Raw genomic sequence first — 18,928 nt, forward strand, 5'->3', positions numbered from 1 at the left:
GGTTGCGGCAGGCGGTTTTCCAAAGCGAAGCCAGCCGAAAGCAACTCGGTGAGAAACCAAAGAAGGCCGTCCCAATCCGGGGCGGCCTTTTCTTATTGGGAAGCAGATCAGACTGTTCCAAGTCGGCCAGTGTTTTCGATTTGATGGTGCCCCCGACCCTCGGCTTGAGAAATCTTAACCTTCCGCCCATCTGCTCCAGAAGCTGAATGTCTACCTGATGTGCAACGCCGGCAGCGACCTGTGCACGCTCGGCAGAATGCCCGACCAGCAGGAGGACGCGATGTTTGGCTTTGAGTTTCTGAATTACGGGGCGCAAATCCTTCACAACAAGGACCTTGAAGATATGCGCGAGGCCATTCTCAGCGACGATGGTCACGAAGTCGACTGCACCGTCAGCGATTTTTGTCGGGAACGCAGAAGGTTTGGGGGCAAGCAAACCGGCGCCTTGCGCGGTGACTTTGGCGGAAAGCAGGCGGGCTGATTAGAGCTTTGGTTCCCAAGGAGTGCGACCGACCATACGATCCGCCTCGGCGGTGATATCATTCATGTGCTTCTCGAGGCTTTGGCGCAGTTGCTCGATCTGCTCGTCCGTGGCCTTGCGGGGTACGGTCTCAGTCCATTCGCGGCACAGAAAGACGCCTTCGTTGAGCCAAGGGCGTGGCAGCAGCAGCCGGTCCCAGGTGCCGGCCTCACGGCCATGGCGGGCCGAATAGGTGATGCCAAAAATGCGTTTGCCCGAGCTGCGCGCCCAGACCAGCGGGACGGTCGAGCACACCCGTTCCGGGCCGCGCGGACCGTCGGCAGCTATGCCGATCGAGATCCCCTGTTTCATCTTGCCCAACACTTCACGCGACAGGGCCACGTGACGCTTGTGGCTGGACATGGCGATGGTGTCCATGCCGAAGAGTTTCTGCACCCGGCCCACCATGCTGCCGGCGCGCGCGGCCGATGTGATCGAGCAGATGCGCCCTTTGTCCAGCGGAAAGAAATAGGGCGACTGGACCAGCCGCTGGTGCCACAGCACGACGATGACCGGCTCGCCCTGTTCCGCGAGCTTGTCCAACTCATCATAGCCGATCCGCTGCCATTTGGTGTTGCGATGGACCATCCTGATGTAGCTGGCGATGCGGCGCGCGGCCCAGTTCAGGGTTGTCTCGCTGTCGGCAATCTTCTTGCGAAGGCTCAAGGGTAATTTCCTCTCGGTGGGCCGAACCTTGTCTTATAGAACTGCACGACGCACGCAACTTCTTTGTCGATTGCATATGTGTCCGAGAAACTGAAAAAGCCTCTTGAGTCCGTCGCGCCGCTGGCATATCTGATGGCGCACCACAGGGGTATAGCTCAGTTGGTAGAGCGACGGTCTCCAAAACCGTAGGTCGCGGGTTCGAACCCTGCTGCCCCTGCCATTCTCCAAACAATTCAGCAATGCTGCCTCCACGGTCAACCGTGCTGCGCCGGTTTGGTGCGCCAAACCTCTTGACGTGCGGGTAAAGAACGAAAAGGCTGTTCAGTCAGTTGGATAATGAACGGGCCACGGTTTTCGACGCGCGATCTGCGCGGGTTGGACCGTGCCAAAACAAACCGGCGTTGGACAGGCCGTTGGGGGAGAAATGACGGATATCGCCGCTTTTCTGGAGAAGTTGGGGCTGTCCAAATACGCACCCGCCTTCGCTGCGGCAGAAGTGGCCTTGTCCGACCTCGTTCATCTGTCCGAGCATGATCTGATCGATCTCGGGCTACCGCTGGGTCCCCGGCGTCGCCTGCTTGCCGCAACCGCGCGTTTTGCCCAGGACACGGCCGGTGACGCCGTGCACACCCGCCGACAGGGCAAAATCGTGGCCGAGCGCCGGCAATTGACGGTCATGTTCGTTGATCTCGTCGGCTCGACGGCAATGTCCGAGCGCCTGGATCCGGAAGACCTGGGCGAGCTGGTGCGGCGATTCAAAGAGACTTGCACAACCGCCGTCTCGAAATTCGGTGGTCACATTGCCTGTTTCATGGGGGATGGTGCGATGATCTATTTCGGCTATCCGCACGCGCAGGAGGATGCGGCCTCGCGCGCGATCGAGGCCGGGTTGCAGATTTTGGACGAACTGCCCGCGATCGACCGAAAGGAAGAGCTGCAGGCGCGGATCGGAATCGCCACGGGACTTGTGGTGGTCGGCACCATCTATGGGGACGGGTTGCGGGAAAACGACGTGGTCATGGGGCGGACCCCGAATCTGGCCGCCCGCCTGCAGGGTCTGGCCGAACCAAATTCGCTGATCATCAGCCCCTCGACGCGCCGCCTGATCGGTGGCGCTTTCCGGCTGAAGGATTCAGGCAGGCATGTTCTGAAGGGGTTTGCGGACGAGATTCAGGCCTGGACCGTGGAGGGTACCGCACGGATCGAACGGCGGTTCGAGATCAATCCCGAAGCGGGTTCCGGCCGACTGATCGGTCGCAGCTCTGAGTTTCGCAAGCTGTGTGCCAAGTGGAACGAAGCCAGTCACGGGGCGGGTCAATCCGTTCTGATCTCAGGTGAGGCGGGGATCGGAAAGTCGCGGCTGATCGAAGGGTTGGCGCACGAGTTGCAGGGGCAGGATATTCTGCGTCTGAATTTCCAATGTTCGCCGCTGCACTCAAGCAGTGCCCTGTATCCGATCGTGCAGCAACTGGAACGTTCAGCCGGGTTCGCGCCGGCGGATACGGACGCCCAAAAGCTGGACAAGCTTCTGCCGCTGCTTCGGTATCTGACGTCCGAACAACAGCGCCTTATTGCGGATCTGTTGAGCATCGATGCCGATGATGCATTGGGGCCTTTGGACCTGCCGCCGCAGGTCAAGTTGGAAAAGACGCTGGAAGCCGTAACGCAGCAATTGGTGTCGATGGCCCGAAGCAAACCCGTTCTGTTGCTGTTCGAAGACGCGCATTGGGTGGACCCGACCACGCTTTCGCTGACGGATAGGGTAATCGAGCGGATCCGTGACCTGCCGGTTCTTATCGTGGTCACGGCCCGGCAGGGGTTCGACCCCAGCTGGGGGCACCACCACAACACGTTGCACATCCCCCTGACCCGATTGTCGAATGCCGAGGTGGCGGAAATCGTCACGGATGTCGCGGGGGGCAAGCCTTTGCCGGGACCGGTCTGCGACCTGATTGCCGCCAAGACCGATGGGATCCCGCTCTTTGTACAGGAGGTGACGCGCGGCCTTCTGGAATCCGGCCAGTTGCGGCTGACCGAGGATGGCTATGTCCTGCGCGGTCCGCTGCCGTCGCTGTCGGTACCCAGCACGCTCAAGGATTCGCTGATGGAGCGCCTCGACCGCCTGGGTATGGCAAAGGACGTGGCGCAGACCGGCGCCGTGTTCGGGCGACGCTTTTCGGTGGCTCTGGTCGCGGCGGTCTCCATGCTGCCGACGGCGTCGATGCAGGCCAGCCTGGAACAATTGGCCATGGCGGGCATCATCCAGCGGCCACCGGACGGGGCCGAGGACGAATACCTGTTTCGCCATGCCCTGATCCGGGACATGGCCTATGACAGCCTTCTGCGATCCGAGCGGCAGGTCCTGCACGACCAGGCTGCGGGTGTATTGCTGGACCAGCAACCCTATCTTGCACAGACCCAGCCCGAAGTTCTGGCCCAGCACTATACGCTGGCAAATCGCCCCGAAGAGGCCGTTACTCATTGGCAAAACGCCGGTCAGAGAGCGATCGAGCGGTCGGCCCTGTCCGAAGCACTGACCCATTTGTCCAAGGCGCTCGGTCTTGTCTCAGACCTGCCGAAAAGCCGCGACCGCGACTTGCGCGAGATTGACCTGCAAGTGCTTCGGGCCGGTGTCTTGCGCTCGACTGACGGGATTGCAGGCGAAGCGACAGGCGAGGCCTATGGCCGGCTGCGTGAGCTGTGCCGTCGGGCACGCGAGACGGAACGCCTGTTCCCGGTTCTCAATGGGCTTTATGCGTTTCACCTTGTTCGGGCCGAGTACCGCCTGGCCGGTGAGGTGGCGGACCAGATCCTGGACCTGGCCGAAGTCAGCGGCCGGACCGAGCACCGGATGGTAGGGCACCGCGCCATGGGGGCCGTACAACTGCACATCGGCAATCTGACGGATGCCCGGGCGCACCTGGAGCAGGCCTGGACCCTTTACGATTTCAAAACACATGGGAAGCTGGCCTATGTCTATGGCACCGACCATGCGGCCATCACAGCTGGCTTCCTGGGGGTCTGTTACAGCCTGATGGGTGAGCCGGCCCGTGCGCGAAAGGTTCAGGCGCAGGCTTTGGACTGGGCCAATGAATTGCAACACGCGCACAGCGTAGCCCAGGTCCTGACCTATACGTGCATGGTCCATCTGTTGCACCGTGATATCGACGCACTGATCGCGACCGTCGCACCGCTGGAGGAGATCTCTCGCGAGCACAGATTGGCCTTCATGTCGATCACGGCCCGCATGTGGCTCGGTTGGGCGCGTGCGCACCGGACCCCGGACGCCGAGCACATCGCGGCCCTACGGCAGGCGTCGGATGACTGGTGGTCCAGTGGCGCCGGAAACTACAAAAGCTTCTTTCTGTCGCTGATCGCGGAACTTCTGGTGCGTGCCGGGGGGCTCAAGGCCGCCAAGCAGGCGCTGACGCAGGCTGAACTATGGCGCAAAGATACCGACGAAGGCTGGGCCGATGCCGAGGTTTTCAGGGTCCGCTCGTTGCTTGACGATCATGAGCGGAAAGATCCCGAACCGATGCTCAAACAGGCGGTGTCCGAGGCGCGCAAATGCGGGGCCAGCCTGTTCGAACTGCGCGCAGCCGTGGCGCTGACGCGCCACGTTTCCAAAACCGTGGGGAAGCCGGGGCCATGGCTGTCGGATGCCTTGGATCGTTTCGACCCAAAGGCCGACATCCCGGAATTGCTTGAAGCCCGGGCATTGCTTGAAACGATCTCTTGACCGGTACGGAAGCTTTCTGCCAGCTTGGGACGGGCAGAAATGGGTTGATGGAAAGACCGTAAAACGTGCGCGCAGTGTTTTTCCCTGCGCGTTCTGCATGTTATGCCAAGGGAGCGTCCATCATGCGCAAGATAAGCAAGAACATTCTGGCCAAGGATCGCGTCGCTTCCAGCCGAACGGACCTGTCGCTGCAGCGCTATCATCCGATTACGCCCGAGCAGATACGGGAGTTTGAAAAAGGCCTGGTTGGATCGGTCGTTTTGCCGACGGACCCGAACTACAACACGGATCGCCAACTTTGGAACCCGGCCTTTCAGGACTACCCGGAAATCATTGTCTATTGCGAAACCATTCAGGACGTGCGGGCCAGTCTGGCCTTCGCGCGGGCCCATGATCTGTGGGTGGTCAGCCGATCGGGCCGGCACAGTACGGCGGGGTACTCGGTCAACAATGCGATGGTGCTGGATACCAGCAGGATGTGTTACGTGACGGTCGATCCAGATACCCCGATGGCCTATGTCGGCCCCGGTACCCCGTTCAAAGTCCTGAACTCGGTGCTGGATTCCTATCATCTGCATGTGCCGGGTGGCGCGTGTCAGGATGTCTGCGTGGCCGGATTCATGATGGGCGGAGGATACGGGTTCACGTCGCGCCTGTTCGGAATGGCCTGCGACAATGTCCTGGGCGTGACGGTGATGCTGTGGGATGGCAGTATCGTGATCGCGGATGACACGACCAACCCCGATCTTTTCTGGGCGATCCGGGGAGGCACCGGCAACAATTTCGGGGTGCTTCTGGAAATCCGGTTCAAGCTGCACAACCTGTACGAAGTTTGGGGCGTTCATATCAAATGGCCGCTGGACAGGGCTGCCAGGGCTTTGGAGTTTCTGCAGGCCAACTACATGAAGGACGGTCTCTCGGACAAATTTGGGGCCTACATCTTTCTTGCGTATCAAGGAGACCAGAAGGTTCTTTTGGTCTCGGCCCTATATCACGGGCCCGAAGACGAAGGGCGCCGGGTCCTTCAGCCGCTGCTGGACGAACCCATTGGCGGCCACATGGAAAACAGCAAGACAGGAACCTACCAGCAGATCAATTCCTGGCTGTATGACGAGAAATACGACATCCCGGTGGTCCCGGACCAAGCCCGCGAAGACAAACAGGGCGGGTATATCGCCCGCCAGTTGTCGCAAGATGAATGGCAAAGGGTCGTCGATTATCTGGACAGCACGCCAAACGCCTACGGGGCGGTGGCGATCGAGCCGTATGGCGGGGCGATCAACCGAATGCCGGTTGGCAAACAGGGAAACGCCTTCATTCACCGCGACGTGTCGATGAATTTCTACGTTGACGTGTTCTGGTTGTCCGAGGATGAGAAAGACGTCGTGGTCCCGTGGCTGGATGGGTTCATGCAGATGATGACGGACGAGGGGTTCTTCATCGACCGCTGTTATCAGAATTATCCGCGGCGCACTCAGTTGAACTATCGTTGGCTGTATTGGGGCGACAACTTCAACTCACTTATGTTCGTGAAGCAGAAATTCGACCCCCATAACTTCTTTCACTACCAGCAGAGTATTTCTCCGGTTCCGGACGAAGCGCCGCCGGACATCATTCGGGACAAGTCGACTCCGTTCTTCTCGGACCCGACGATCACCTATCAAAGCTATTCGTACCCCTGAAAACGGGTTGCGGACCGGCATTGCCAAACTGGAGAGGGCCCGGCATGGACACGATACAGGAAATCTTCTTTCTGCCGCCGATGGCCGTTGCCAGGCTTGGTCCGGGCGAGACCCCTTTGGAAAGCTACGAATGGCAGCAGGATCTGGACGCGCATGGCAACAACAAGACGGCCATACGCTCGAACGTGACTTTGCGGGAAAACGAAGATGGGAGTGTCTCGGCCTACCTGCCGGACCCGCGGAAGATCCGATTTCGGGATGAAGGCACCGGCGCCCTGCGCCCGGTCGCGCCGTTCTTTGAACTGTGGGCGCGGATGTTCGATGCTGAAACCGGCGAGGCCTATGAAACTCCTGTGACTCTGAACCTTCTTGAAGGGCAGGGGCTGTCGCTGAAGAACATCCGCTACACGGTCGCTGTAGGCAACCAGAAAGCCGCCCGTCGCACCGGAGATGCAGCCTGCGGGTTTCGCGCCCGGGTCGAGATCGCGGCCGAGGATTTTACTCCCAAACCCGTGCTGGCCTTCAGTCCGCACACGTCGGAACAGCAGCCGCTGGTCTATGAACACAACCCGATCCCGCTGGGCTCGGTGCGGGTTGTCCGCCCGGTCCACGGGACGGACGAGCCGGTGCCCGGCGAGATGGTGGACCGCAGTCTTCTGCGTTTGCGGTTCACTCCGCCCAAGGGCGAAGTATACGGCCCGCCCGATGCCGCCTTCGGCCCTGCAACCCTTGCTGTGCCGGGATACAAGAATGACCCGCCCAAATCGGAATATGGCCGGATTCATGAGATCGTGCCGGCGCAGAACCGCATCCTTAACCCGGACACGCCCTGGTCGAAATGGATCATGATGTCGGGGTTGTCTGACGATCCTGAACCGCATGACAGTTATGATGGTGCCCGGGTCGGCAACGATCAGTCCTGGGGGGTGGTTGACGACACGTGTGATGGAACGATCGAGGCCACGCTGGCTGTTCGCGGTCAGCGTTTGGTCGCCCGGGCGCGCATCTTCACCGGACCGCCGGATTTCGCACCGGATTGCCGGCCTTTCTACAGCCTCGAAGACGATCTGGCGGATCGCGACATGTCGTTGATCTCGGTCACCGCCGAAAACTATGTTGATGCAAAAACCGAAGTGGTCGACATCTTCCGAAGGGCGTTCGAGACCAACAGCCTGATCAATCTGGATGACATCCGGGCACAGGGCCTCAAGGACAATGCCTCTCTTCAGGCGCAGACCAATATCGCACCCACACCGGGCCTGCCGTCTACCGATGCGGCATCGATGACGGAAAAGGACGCGGTGCCTCTCGACAAGATCGATGAGTTGATCCGCCCACAGCCGGTGTCGGTTTTCTCGAACTCGGTCCCGAATGAACAGCTGCCCTATACGGTCGCCACCAAGTTTGTGCATGAGCAGTTGATCGATGAGGAAAACCTTTTGGACTTTCTGCGCCGCAGGCCTGATTTCGTGCGGCGATTGATGCGCCCGCCCTTTGGCGTTCTGGCCCAGTTCGAAGAGGACCCGAACCCTGACCAGACACCCGATCCTGCCTTCCGCGACCCACGGATCGTGCGCGACATGATGCACGACGCCCGCATGCCGCCTTACATGCGGGATTCAAACTATTTTCCGCTCTCGTTGTCACGGCGGCAGTACCACCTGGTGATGTCTTTCATCGATTACCTCGAGGCGCACCCGCCCGCGCCCGAAACCGAACCGGTAGGAGAGCCTCGGGATGTCTGACAAACCAGCGCCGATCCGCATCAAACCCCGCAACCTGACGGCCCGTGCGGCCTACAAGGTGCCCGGCAACCCTGACAACACCCGGCTGGACGGGTCGGTCGGCAATTGTTTTCCGGGGCTGGAAATGGACGTACGCGACCTCGATCGCCGGTTCTTTCCGGGATTGGTTTTCAATGCCGTACGTGTCCCGCTGAACCCGGTTCCGGAAGCACCCGAAAACGCGCAAGGGTTTCATCTGGTCTATGTCGACTATTTCTATGACCCGATGTTGCCCGATGACAGTTCGGCACCTTGGGTGCAGGATTTGCTGGACGCCTATCGTGGTGACATCGGCGCCGAGCTGTCCAGCGGCCGGTGGTTTCTGGCCTGGGTCGAACAAGGCGGGCGACGTATCTCGTTCCGTGATGACAAGGGCAATCCCTACGACGGCATGCTGGTCTGGCGGTTCATCCGCAGCCTTGAATGCGGCGACGACCATCCGGTGACCATCGCACTGGAGCGGCGCAATCACGACGGTGTCGTCGACGCACCGCCGGTCGTCCTGCACGGATACCGCCGGCAGTACCGCACCGAAGCCGGCGTGTTCGATACGGCCTACGACCCCGGAGAGCTGACCCAAAGCCTGTGCAATCCCTGGTCGCATGACTTTCGGGATTGCGGCTGCCACTACTGGCCATCAAACCACCCGGATGTGGTCACTGCCGAAGTACCGCATGACACCCGCCTGCCGACTGGTGCGCCCGACGATCCGGTCGTGGCCGAAACCTATCTGGATTGGCTGCGTTCGGACAAATCGCCCTCGGGCAATGTGGCGGCGTTGAATACCGTCGAACAGAACCGCCCGTTCCAGATTGACCACTACGAGGTCAACCAGATGTGGAGCGACCTGCCGATCGTCGTCGAGGGACGCGAGACCGGCGAAGTCTACGAGGCCGACACGGACCTGCCCGGTGTCGAACCGTATGAAAGCGTAGCGGCGATGGTCCAGGACCTGCAGACCCGTCTGGCGCCGATGGAGATGACGCTCAGCCTGCAATACCTCTATGCCTATTTTTCGCTGGCCGATCCCGAAACCGCCGGTTCCGAGCGCTGGCCAACGCTGAAGGATGATCTGATCTTTGCGCGGCGCGCCCTGCTTGAAGTTGCGATCGGCGAGATGACCCACATGCGCTGGGCAAACCAGTTGCTGTGGTCGTTGCAGGGCAAGGATTACGAACCGGTGCTGACGCCCGCGCTTGCCCTGCCCATCGGACCCAAGCGGATCATCCCACGGTCGTTGCGCCCTTTGACGCCTGAGGCCATCGACGACTTCATCGAGATCGAACGCCCCGACGGGTTCATCGACCGTGCTTATGCCCAGTGCGTGGCGACACTGGAACACAAGGCGTTCACCGATCGGCGTCTGTATGCTTTGGCCGTGCGGATCGACACCGACGGCGACGAGCATTTTCTGCGGTTCCGCCAGATGAAGGACGTTCTGGCCAAATACCAAACGGGCCGCGGCACACCTGCCTATCTGCGCCCGATCCAAGTGGGCTCGGAAACGCAGGCGAAAGAGGCACTGGATCTGTTCCGCCGCATCACCGATGGGCTCGAACAGGCCTATCAAAACGAGGCTCAGAACCGATTTACCGAAGCGCAGAAGTATATCCAGCAGGTGCGCGACACGATGAAAAGCTTCCGGGTCGCCGGTGAAGCCTTGGCGGAAAAGGGTGTCGGTATCCCGTTCTGGCCCGAGGTCGAGACATGACCGACCCATCTGCCGAGGTGCATTTTTTCGAAACGACATTGGGCGAGCACATGCTCGCCGTAGATGGCTCGCGCGTGTTCGATGTGGCCGAAGGAACGGCGGATCACTTCGCCCGTATGGCCGCCGAAAGTCAGCGAGAGTTTCTGACGCAGATGGGTCTTGATGGTGTGCCGTTCATTGACGACGCGCCGCCGCGTCGCATGCCGGTCAGGTCTTTGTCGCTGGCGGTCGCGCAGAAATGCAACTTGGCGTGCACCTATTGCTATGCCTCGCAGGGCAGCTTTGGTGGTCCTGCCCGCAGTATGGAATGGGAGGTCGCGAAAGCCTCGGTCGATCGGCTGATCATGGACTCGGAACCCGGCACCCGGATCAATCTTGCCTTCCTGGGAGGCGAGCCGTTGATCAATCGCAACCTGATCCGAAAAACGACGGTTTATGCTGCTGAACACGCGCAACGCAACAAAGTGGATGTGGGATTTTCGATCACGACGAATGGCACGTTGCTGCGCCCGGAAGACGCTGAGTTTTTCGAAGACCACGCCTTTGCCGTCACCATCAGTCTGGATGGCGTTGGCAAGGCACATGACCGGTTGCGCCCCAACCAGGGTGGGCGCGGCAGCTACGACACCATTCTGCGCAAGGTGCTGCCGTTGCTGGACAAACAGCATCGCATGCAGGTGGGCGCTCGGGTCACCGTGACACCGCGCAACCTCGAGTTGCCTGAGACCCTGAGCCATTTCATAGGCATGGGTTTCCACTCGGTCGGGTTCTCACCCATGCTGGCTTCGCCAACCGGGCGCGAAGAAATGAGCAGCAAGGACATGGCCGAAATGCTTTCGCAGATGATCCGCTGCGGACGCGTTTTCGAAGACGCAGTGCTGCAGGGCCGCCGCTTTCCCTTCTCGAACATGGCCGCCGCAATGCACGAGATCCACCGTGGCACGCACCGGCCCTACGCTTGCGGAGCCGGTGGCGGATATTTCGGGGTTTCGGCGGATGGCGATCTGTTCGCCTGCCACCGCTTCGTCGAGGATGACTTGGCCGCGATGGGCAATGTCCATGACGGCCCGGATGCGCGGCGAGAAGCCTGGCTGGCCGAGCGCCACGTGCACAACCAATCGCCGTGCAACACCTGTTGGGCACGGTACATGTGCGGTGGCGGTTGCCATCACGAGGTCATTCATCGTGGCCGCCCGGCATGTGATTATATCCGCGGCTGGCTGGATTATTGCCTGCAGGCCTATGTCAGGCTGTCGGCTGCCCGCCCGGATTTCTTCGGCGACGCTGCCCGCCGTTCGGCCTGAGGGCGCAGCGGATGGCGGCCGAGATTGAAGCCGAGATCTGCGTGATCGGCGGTGGCCCGGCCGGGGCCGTGACAGCGATGCGGCTGGCACAGCTGGGGCGACGGGTCTGTCTGCTGGAACGCGCCATCTTCCCACGCCCACACATCGGCGAGTCACTTCCTTCCTCCATCTGGCCCATTCTGCGGTTTCTGGGTGTGGACGAGGCGATGAAAGCTGCGGGATTCCTGCAATCGTCGGGTTCCGTCCTTATGTGGGGCGGGACGTTTGAAAGGCGGGGTGAACCAGTTGACGATCCGGGCCTTCTGGTGGATCGCGGCCAGTTTGATGCCATCCTGCTGGACGCTGCACGCCAGTCGGGTGTTCGTGTGTTGCAACCAGCACGCGCCTATCGACCACGGCGCACCGGCGCCGGTTGGGAGGTTCCGGTCCTGACGGCGCAGGGAAAAAGCCGGCTGCGCGCTGACCTTTTGGTGGATGCGGCGGGCAAGCATGCGGGACTGGGCCGGAGATTCCGCCCGGCCTCAGCGCCATTGATGGCGCTCTATGCCTATTGGCAAGCCCCTCCGGGTTTTGGCGCGCAGGCCCGCGTGGAGGCTGGTGATGCCCATTGGTACTGGGGCGCAGCACAGCCGGATGGTACGGTCAACGCTTGCATTTTCATTGACCCGTCGGATTGCACTGGTTTGTCGCCGGCGGCCCGGCGTGATCTGTATCTGAACCTTCTAGCACGATCGACTCTTCTGGCCGGCTGTCTGGAGCAGGCGCGAATGGGCCCGGTGCGCCGGTGTGATGCCAGCAGCCAATGTGAATTGACCCCGCCCGCCGATGATCTGCTGCGCGTGGGCGAAGCGAGTTTCTCGGTAGATGCGCTGTCATCGCAAGGGGTGCAACTGGCTATGGCGCAGGCCATGCAGGCCGCAGTGGTTGCAAACACGCTTCTGACTCGGCCCAGCGACACCAACATCGCGCTGGGGTTCTATTCGGAACGACAGCGCGAACGCGTCGAAACCCACGCCGAACTGGCGGCGGCATTCTATGCACGTCACCACGAGGTCTCCTCTGGGCCGTTCTGGAGCCAGCGCGCGCGGCCGCTGGACTGGCTTCGCCGCCCGCCTGCAGACCTGCAGAATGCGGAGCTGTCCAAGGGCGAGGTGCTTCGCCGGTCGCCGGAGGCGAAGCTGATACAGGGCGGTGTGCAAGGCGACGCGTATGTTGTGCGGTCAGAGATTCTGACCCACCCCAATCTGCCGCGCGCGGTCCACTCGCTGGCGGGGGCCGAGCTGGCGCCGTTGATATCCGATCTGCGCGACCCACGCTCTGTGCCCGATATTCTGCAGCGATGGTCGAGCCGCATCGGACCCACCTCGGCGGCACAGGTCCTGCGGTGGCTGTGGCACACCAAAATCCTTGTGCCGGCCGGTGAGCTGTGGCGCAATCGCGGTTCCCCTTGACTGGCGAATGGCCTAATGTCCCGCCAGGATAAAACAGCCGAAAGAGGTCACATGTCGCGCTTTGATGGGTATTTCCTGCGGCAGCTATTGGTTCTTTTCGGCTTTTTCACGCTTGTTCTGGTGGGCGTGTTCTGGATCACCCGCTCGGTCAGCCTGTTCGAACACGTCATCAGTGGCGGCCAGTCGGCTATGGTGTTTCTGGAATTCACGGCGCTGACACTGCCGACGCTTGTCCGAACGGTCATGCCGATGGCGGTCTTTGCCGCCGCAGTCTATGCCACCAACCGGCTGAGCCGGGAAAGCGAGCTGACCGTGATGCTGGCCACCGGGTCCAGCCCATGGCGGCTGGGCCGAGCGGTGTTGTTGTTTGGCCTGGTGGCGGGGCTAATGATGGCGATCGTCAGCGTCATTCTGCGGCCCGCATCCGTAGAACAGCTGGAATTGCGCCAGGCTGAGGTGGCAGGTGACATCACCGCGCAGTTGCTCAAGGAAGGGGAGTTCATGCACCCGGCTCGGGGCGTGACCGTCTATATCGGTCGGATTGATCTGGATGGCACATTGCACGAGGTGTTCGTGTCCGACCGTCGCGATCAGGAAAACCCCGCCACATACTCCAGCACGTCCGCCTATCTGGTGAACAACGGATCCGGCGTTCATCTGGTCATGGTGGATGGGGTTGCACTGCGGCTGAACAAGGAAGGCAAGACGCTGTCGTCGACCCTTTTCGACGACGCATCATACGACATTTCGGAGCTGTCCCGAAGCACCGACAATGGACGCCGCAGTCTTGAGGCGATTCCGACGATCGAGTTGTTGGGCGATCTTGACGCTGTCGCCGCGGCGGATGGCTACCCGTTGGGGGAATTGGTGGAAGAGCTGCACCAGCGGTTTTCCTGGATCGCGATCTGCATCACTGTGGCGCTGGTTGGGTATTCGACGCTGATGCTGGGCAGTTTTTCCCGGTTCGGCCTTTGGCCTCAGATATTCGCGGCATTCACGATTCTTGTCTTGTTGGAAGGCGTGCGTGGGTTCGTATCTCCGGTGGTGATCAAGGATGCGAAGCTTTGGCCGCTGCTCTATGGTCCGGCTGTTGTCGGGTTCGCAATATCGGCCGTGTTCCTGGCTTTCGCCGGAAGACCGATCATCCGCCGGCGGGTAAGAACTGCCGCACCCGCGCCATCCCCAGCCTGAGGTCAGCCCCGCAGCTCTGACAGGCACTGGTGTAATTCACCCAACAATTTTTGGTGGTCGTCCTCTGCGCGCGAGACCAAGTGGACCGGTAGAATTAGCGGTGCGGCTTCCTCGACCATGCGCAGCGCGCCATTCTCAAGGTGCGGGGCGATAACGCTGTGCGGGAAAAAACCGCGCCCGCCGCGTTGCAGGATATAGCGTAGTGCCATCATGCAATTGCCCAGAAACACGGTTTGCCCAGCAGACAGCCGGGCAAGACCGCGTACATGCTCCTGATAGCCTTCACCAAGTTCGAGATTGATGAAAACAGGATCGGTACCGGACTCAGCCAGATGGGGCGTCTCGACAAGGATCAAGTGCTCGGGCGGCAAGTCCTGGCACGAAACCCCGGACCGCGATGGCCTCTCATGTGTCAAGGCCACGTCCAGAACGTGCGAAGCAACGGCCTCGGCCATGTTCAGCGTGTGGTCATAGTTGAGCGTCAACAGAAGTTTGCCAAACCTCTGCTCGAACCGGATGGCCAGATCGACCAGAAGCGGGTCCCAGATGCTGAGCTGAGCGCCCAGGCGAAGGGCCACACGACCCTGACTTTGGGCCGGCAGGTCCTGCGAGGCGAAGGACCAAAGCGACAGCATCTGTTCGGCATAGGGTTTGAACTGCGCCCCGAAGTCGGTGAGGCTGGTACCGCCGGCACCACGTGAAAACAGGGCTTTGCCCGTGGCGGCCTCAAGCTGGCGGATCCGTGCACTGACAGCCGTCTGTGTCACGTTCATCCGTCGGGCCGCAGCATGGAACCCACCGGTTTCCGCCACGCATAAAAACGTTTCGAGCTCACGCATCTGCATGTGAGACTATTTTTTGATCGACGTGATAAAATCAATTCATTTTTTCTATTGGCTGGTCGCGGCTAGTCTGGCAGTGACCCGCAGCCAAAGGACCTGCCATGCTGGACAAAAGCCGCAAACCCACCTGGACCAGTTTCGAAGAGGCCACCAAGGCGGATTGGGACGCCGTCATGGAATATGAAGAGGCCTATAACGCGGCTTTGCCCGACCGGATTCTGGACGCGATCCGGTCCTTGGACGAGGAATGGACACCCTATCCGGTCAACCGGTATCAGCACAGCCTGCAGGCCGCGACGCGGGCCTACGAGGATGGCGCGGATGAGGAACTGGTCGTGGCTGCTCTGATCCATGACACCGGGGACATCCTGTCACCCTACAACCACGGTGAGCTGTCAGCGGCGATGATGAAGCCCTATGTCAGCGAACGCACCCATTGGATCCTGAAACATCACTGCGTGTTCCAGGGCTATTACTACAACCACCATCTGGGTGGAGACCGCAACGCGCGGGACAAATACCGCGACAGCCCCTATTGGGAGGACTGCCGCTATTTCTGCCACGAATACGATCAAAAGGCGTTCGACCCGGACTATCCGACCAGGCCGCTGGAGTTCTTCGAGCCCATGCTGCGCCGCGTGTTGAACAAGGGCGAGGGGCACATGGAACTCAACGAAACCGCCGAGGACTAGCAGGAGGCCATCAGGCGATAGACGATCTGTGCCGTGGTGAAATCCCACGCCGCGTTGCCGTCCGGGGCCAGTTCGACCACGTCGAAGCCCACGCAGCGGCGGCCTTTCAAGGCGTGTTCGACCAGATGCAGCGCCTGATAGTATCCCAGCCCGCCCGGAACCGGCGTGCCGGTTGCGGGCATCAATGACGGGTCCAGCCCGTCGACGTCAAAGCTGACATAGACCAGTTCGGGAAAGTCCTCGGGCAGGTCGACGGCATGAATGTTGCCGGTGACCAGCTCTTCGGCATCCACATGGAAGACACGGTTCCTCAGACGGCTTTTGGCTTCTTCGGTCGAGAAGGCGCGTACGCCGAATTGCGCCAGACGGACGCCTTCCTCGGCCAGCAGATGCATGACCGAGGCGTGGCTGTGTTTCTCGCCCTGATAGGCGTTGCGCAGATCGGCATGGGCGTCGATCTGCACGATGCCGAGGGGCTGACCCAATGCGCGGGCCACGCCCATCACCGCGCCATAGCTCAGCGAGTGTTCACCGCCCAGCGTGACCGGCACCGTGCCGGCGCGGATCGCGGCCTCGGTGCGCTGGGCCAGACGCTCCATGACGTCCGGCAGCGGGCCGGTGCAATCCAGCGAAGGTTCGGTGAAGATGCCATCGACACAGGGTTCGGAATGTCCAGTAATGCGTTCGAGTTCATTGCTGGCTGCGATGATCGCGGCGGGGCCGCCTGCAGTACCCGAACCGTAGGAGACCGTCCGTTCCAACGGCACCGGGATGACACGGAACCGGGCGTCTTCGCTGCGTTCGGCCTCGGTCAGTTCGCTGTCGAGGAAAATGCTCATGAAAGCCTCTCTTTGAAGTCGTCGTAGCCGAATTCCCTGATGATCTTCAGGTCATCGGTTTCGCTGTTCCACAGGGCGATGGTGGGCAGGGGCACGCCGTTGAACGTGTTGGTCTTGACCATCGAGTAATGCGCCTGATCGAGAAAGGCGAAGCGCTGCCCGATCCGCAGCGGCTCGGCCCAAATGTAGTCGCCGATCACGTCTCCCGCCAGGCACGAGGGGCCGCCCAGGCGATAGGTGTGGCCGGTTTCGGCTTCGTCCATCAGGGCGGGGCGGTAGGGGGCCTCGATCACGTCGGGCATGTGGCAGGTGGCCGAGATGTCGGTGATCGCCAGATCCATGCCGTTGTGCGGCAGGTCGAGTATTTCACCCACCAGGATGCCCGCGTCCAGTGCCACGGCTTCGCCGGGTTCCAGATAGACCTCGACGCCGTATTTGGCGCGGATGTGTTTGACAAACTCCACCAGCCCGTCGCGGTCATAGTCGTTGCGGGTGATGTGGTGGCCGCCGCCGAAATTCAGCCATTTCAGGCTGTTCAGGAATGGCGCGAGCTTCGGTTCGATCGCCGCCCATGTGCGCGCCAGCGGCTCGAACCCCTGTTCGCAGAGCGTGTGCATGTGCAGGCCATCCACGCCCTCCAGCGCCTTGGCGTCTAGTTGGCTGACCGGGGTGCCGAGGCGCGAGCACGGGGCGCAGGGGTCGTATTTCGCAACCTCGCCTTCGGAGTGTTCGGGGTTGATGCGCAGCCCGACCTGCCGCCCGGCGGCTTGTGCCTCGGCCAGAAAGCGGTCTTTCTGCGCCGGACTGTTGAAGATGATGTGATCCGAAAGCGCCAAGATTTCGTCAATGTCGGAATCCTTGTAGCCCGCGCAGAAGGTTGCGACCTCGCCGCCATATTCCTCGCGGCCCAGCCGGGCCTCGTAGATGCCGCTGGCGCAGGTGCCGCCCAAGTACTGGCGCACCAGCGGGGCCAGCGCGAACATCGAGAATGCCTTGAGCGCCGACAGGATATGCGCGCCGGACCGCTCTCCGATATCGGCCAGAACCGCTAGGTTTCGCTCGACCGCTTTTTCGTCGACGACGAAGCAAGGCGTAGGAACGCGATTGAGGTCGAAGGTGCGGAAGGCTCCGGCGTCGCCGGCTTGTGTGGTCATCATGTCGGACATAACCAGCGTCTCCTGAACTCTAGAGGCCGGGGGCGCCGCCCGTCTCCATTGTCGCTCGGACCAATGGCGCCCCCCCGGATATTTTGGGCCAGATGAAGTAGGGCGGTCGCGCGGACCGCCCCGAGGGTTCAGAACTCGACCGGGCCGTCGAGTTCGTGGACCTGCCAGGGCAGGCCGTGCTTGTTGAGCATGTCCATGAAGTCATCCGGGTCCAGCTGTTCCATGTTCCACACGCCCGGCTCGCGCCAGTTGCCCTTCAGTACCTGAGCCGCGCCGATCATGGCGGGGACGCCGGTGGTGTAGCTGACGGCCTGGCTGCCGACCTCGCGGTAGCATTCCTCGTGGTCGCAGATGTTGTAGATGTAGTACGTTTTCTCGCCCGAGCCGTCCTTGGCCTGGCCGGTGGCGATGTCGCCGATGCAGGCCTTGCCTTTGGTTTCGGCACCCAGATCGCCGGGATCGGGCAGCAGGGTCTTCAGGAACTGGATCGGGATGATCTCGACCCCGTTGTGCACCACCGGGTCGATGCGGGTCATGCCGACATTCTGCAGCACCTTGGCATGGGTGATGTAGGCATCGCCGAAGGTCATCCAGAAGCGGGCGCGCTCGATCTCGGGGAAGTGGGTCGAGAGCGACTCCAGCTCCTCGTGATACATCAGGTACATGTTCTTCGGGCCGATGCCGGGGAAGTCGAACTCGACCTTGTGGGTCATGGCAGGCGTCACTTTCCACTCGCCGCCTTCCCAGTGGCGGGCGTCGGCCAGCACTTCGCGCAGGTTGATCTCGGGGTTGAAGTTGGTGGCGAATTCCTGATCGTTCTGGCCGCCATTGGCGTCCAGCACGTCGATCTGGCGGATCGAGTCCAGCTTGTGTTTCTTGAGCCACTTGGCAAAGACGCTGGTCACGCCGGGATCGAAGCCCGAGCCGAGGATCGCGGTCAGGCCGGCCTGCTTGAACTTGTCCTGATAGGCCCATTGCCAGTGATATTCGAACTTGGCTTCGTCCTCGGGCTCGTAGTTGGCGGTGTCGAGATAGTGGCACCCGGCCTCGAGGCAGGCATCCATCAGCACAAGGTCCTGATAGGGCAAGGCAAGGTTCACCAGAAGCTCGGCCCCGGTGTCCTTGATCAGCTTGACGGTGTCGGCGACCTTGTAGGCGTCAAGCTCGGCAGTCTTGATGTCGACGCCGGTGCGCTCCTTGACCGATTTGGCGATGGCATCGCATTTCGCCTTGGTGCGGCTGGCCAGCGTGATCTCGGTGAAGATGTCGGAATTCATCGCCATTTTGTGCACGGCGGCGTGGCTGACGCCACCTGCGCCAACAACCAGTGTCTTGCCCATG

Annotated in this window: 14 protein-coding genes and 1 tRNA gene; 9 read left to right on the forward strand and 6 right to left on the reverse strand. The window is 61.2% G+C overall.

Annotation, left to right across the window (positions count from 1 at the left end; all coding sequences use genetic code 11):
* On the reverse strand, positions 1-376 hold a 376-nt coding region (locus ACR0JC_RS07390), incomplete at its 3' end, for a hypothetical protein (protein ID WP_480763643.1).
* A gap of 105 nt (positions 377-481) precedes the next feature.
* Positions 482-1,186 carry a lysophospholipid acyltransferase family protein gene (locus ACR0JC_RS07395; RefSeq protein ID WP_170340115.1) on the reverse strand — a complete coding sequence of 235 codons (705 nt, stop codon included), beginning with the start codon at positions 1,184-1,186 and terminating at the stop codon, positions 482-484.
* 144 nt (positions 1,187-1,330) lie between these two features.
* Between ACR0JC_RS07395 and ACR0JC_RS07400 the strand changes: the two genes are divergently transcribed.
* The 8 genes from ACR0JC_RS07400 (at position 1,331) to lptF (ending at position 14,048) form a co-directional block, all read left to right on the forward strand.
* Positions 1,331-1,406, forward strand: a tRNA-Trp gene (locus ACR0JC_RS07400).
* Between the two features lie 204 nt (positions 1,407-1,610).
* Positions 1,611-4,925, forward strand: coding sequence for an adenylate/guanylate cyclase domain-containing protein (locus ACR0JC_RS07405; RefSeq protein ID WP_170340117.1), 3,315 nt, complete (start codon positions 1,611-1,613; stop codon positions 4,923-4,925).
* A 122-nt stretch (positions 4,926-5,047) separates the two neighbouring features.
* Complete coding sequence (locus tag ACR0JC_RS07410) at positions 5,048-6,607, forward strand: FAD-binding oxidoreductase (RefSeq protein WP_170340119.1); 1,560 nt, start codon at positions 5,048-5,050, stop codon at positions 6,605-6,607.
* A gap of 44 nt (positions 6,608-6,651) precedes the next feature.
* A complete protein-coding gene (locus tag ACR0JC_RS07415; protein WP_170340121.1) occupies positions 6,652-8,352 on the forward strand; it encodes a hypothetical protein in 1,701 nt (566 codons plus the stop codon).
* The gene (locus ACR0JC_RS07420) at positions 8,345-10,102 is read left to right on the forward strand and encodes a ferritin-like domain-containing protein (protein WP_170340123.1); all 1,758 of its coding nucleotides are present in this window, start codon (positions 8,345-8,347) and stop codon (positions 10,100-10,102) included. The genes ACR0JC_RS07415 and ACR0JC_RS07420 overlap by 8 nt, the downstream gene beginning before the upstream one ends.
* A complete protein-coding gene (locus tag ACR0JC_RS07425; RefSeq protein ID WP_170340125.1) occupies positions 10,099-11,406 on the forward strand; it encodes a radical SAM/SPASM domain-containing protein in 1,308 nt (435 codons plus the stop codon). Before ACR0JC_RS07420 ends, ACR0JC_RS07425 begins: the two co-directional genes overlap by 4 nt.
* Positions 11,407-11,417: 11 nt before the next feature.
* Positions 11,418-12,857: a flavin-dependent monooxygenase QhpG gene (qhpG, locus tag ACR0JC_RS07430; protein ID WP_170340127.1), complete on the forward strand. Its 1,440-nt coding sequence runs from the start codon at positions 11,418-11,420 to the stop codon at positions 12,855-12,857.
* 51 nt (positions 12,858-12,908) lie between these two features.
* Entirely contained in the window at positions 12,909-14,048 is a 1,140-nt protein-coding gene (gene lptF / locus ACR0JC_RS07435; protein WP_170340129.1) for an LPS export ABC transporter permease LptF, read from the forward strand.
* A gap of 2 nt (positions 14,049-14,050) precedes the next feature.
* Here lptF and ACR0JC_RS07440 read toward each other — a convergent pair whose 3' ends face one another.
* The gene (locus ACR0JC_RS07440; RefSeq protein WP_170340131.1) at positions 14,051-14,887 is read right to left on the reverse strand and encodes a LysR family transcriptional regulator; all 837 of its coding nucleotides are present in this window, start codon (positions 14,885-14,887) and stop codon (positions 14,051-14,053) included.
* Positions 14,888-14,991: 104 nt separating this feature from the next.
* On the opposite strand from ACR0JC_RS07440, the gene ACR0JC_RS07445 reads away from it, so the two are divergent.
* On the forward strand, positions 14,992-15,582 hold the full coding sequence (locus tag ACR0JC_RS07445) for an HD domain-containing protein (protein ID WP_170340133.1): 591 nt from the start codon (positions 14,992-14,994) through the stop codon (positions 15,580-15,582).
* Here the strand turns inward: ACR0JC_RS07445 and speB are convergent.
* From speB to ACR0JC_RS07460, 3 genes are all read right to left on the reverse strand, one after another.
* Entirely contained in the window at positions 15,579-16,421 is an 843-nt protein-coding gene (gene speB, locus ACR0JC_RS07450; RefSeq protein WP_170340135.1) for an agmatinase, read from the reverse strand. The two genes, ACR0JC_RS07445 and speB, sit on opposite strands and share 4 nt — an antisense overlap.
* Positions 16,418-17,587 carry a carboxynorspermidine decarboxylase gene (gene nspC / locus ACR0JC_RS07455; protein WP_170340137.1) on the reverse strand — a complete coding sequence of 390 codons (1,170 nt, stop codon included), beginning with the start codon at positions 17,585-17,587 and terminating at the stop codon, positions 16,418-16,420. The genes speB and nspC overlap by 4 nt, the downstream gene beginning before the upstream one ends.
* 128 nt (positions 17,588-17,715) lie before the next feature.
* Positions 17,716-18,927 (reverse strand): saccharopine dehydrogenase family protein, encoded by a 1,212-nt coding sequence (locus ACR0JC_RS07460; RefSeq protein ID WP_170340139.1) that lies wholly within the window; start codon positions 18,925-18,927, stop codon positions 17,716-17,718.
* Position 18,928: the final 1 nt, after the last annotated feature.

It is taken from the genome of Ruegeria sp. CH5 (genome assembly GCF_056537025.1).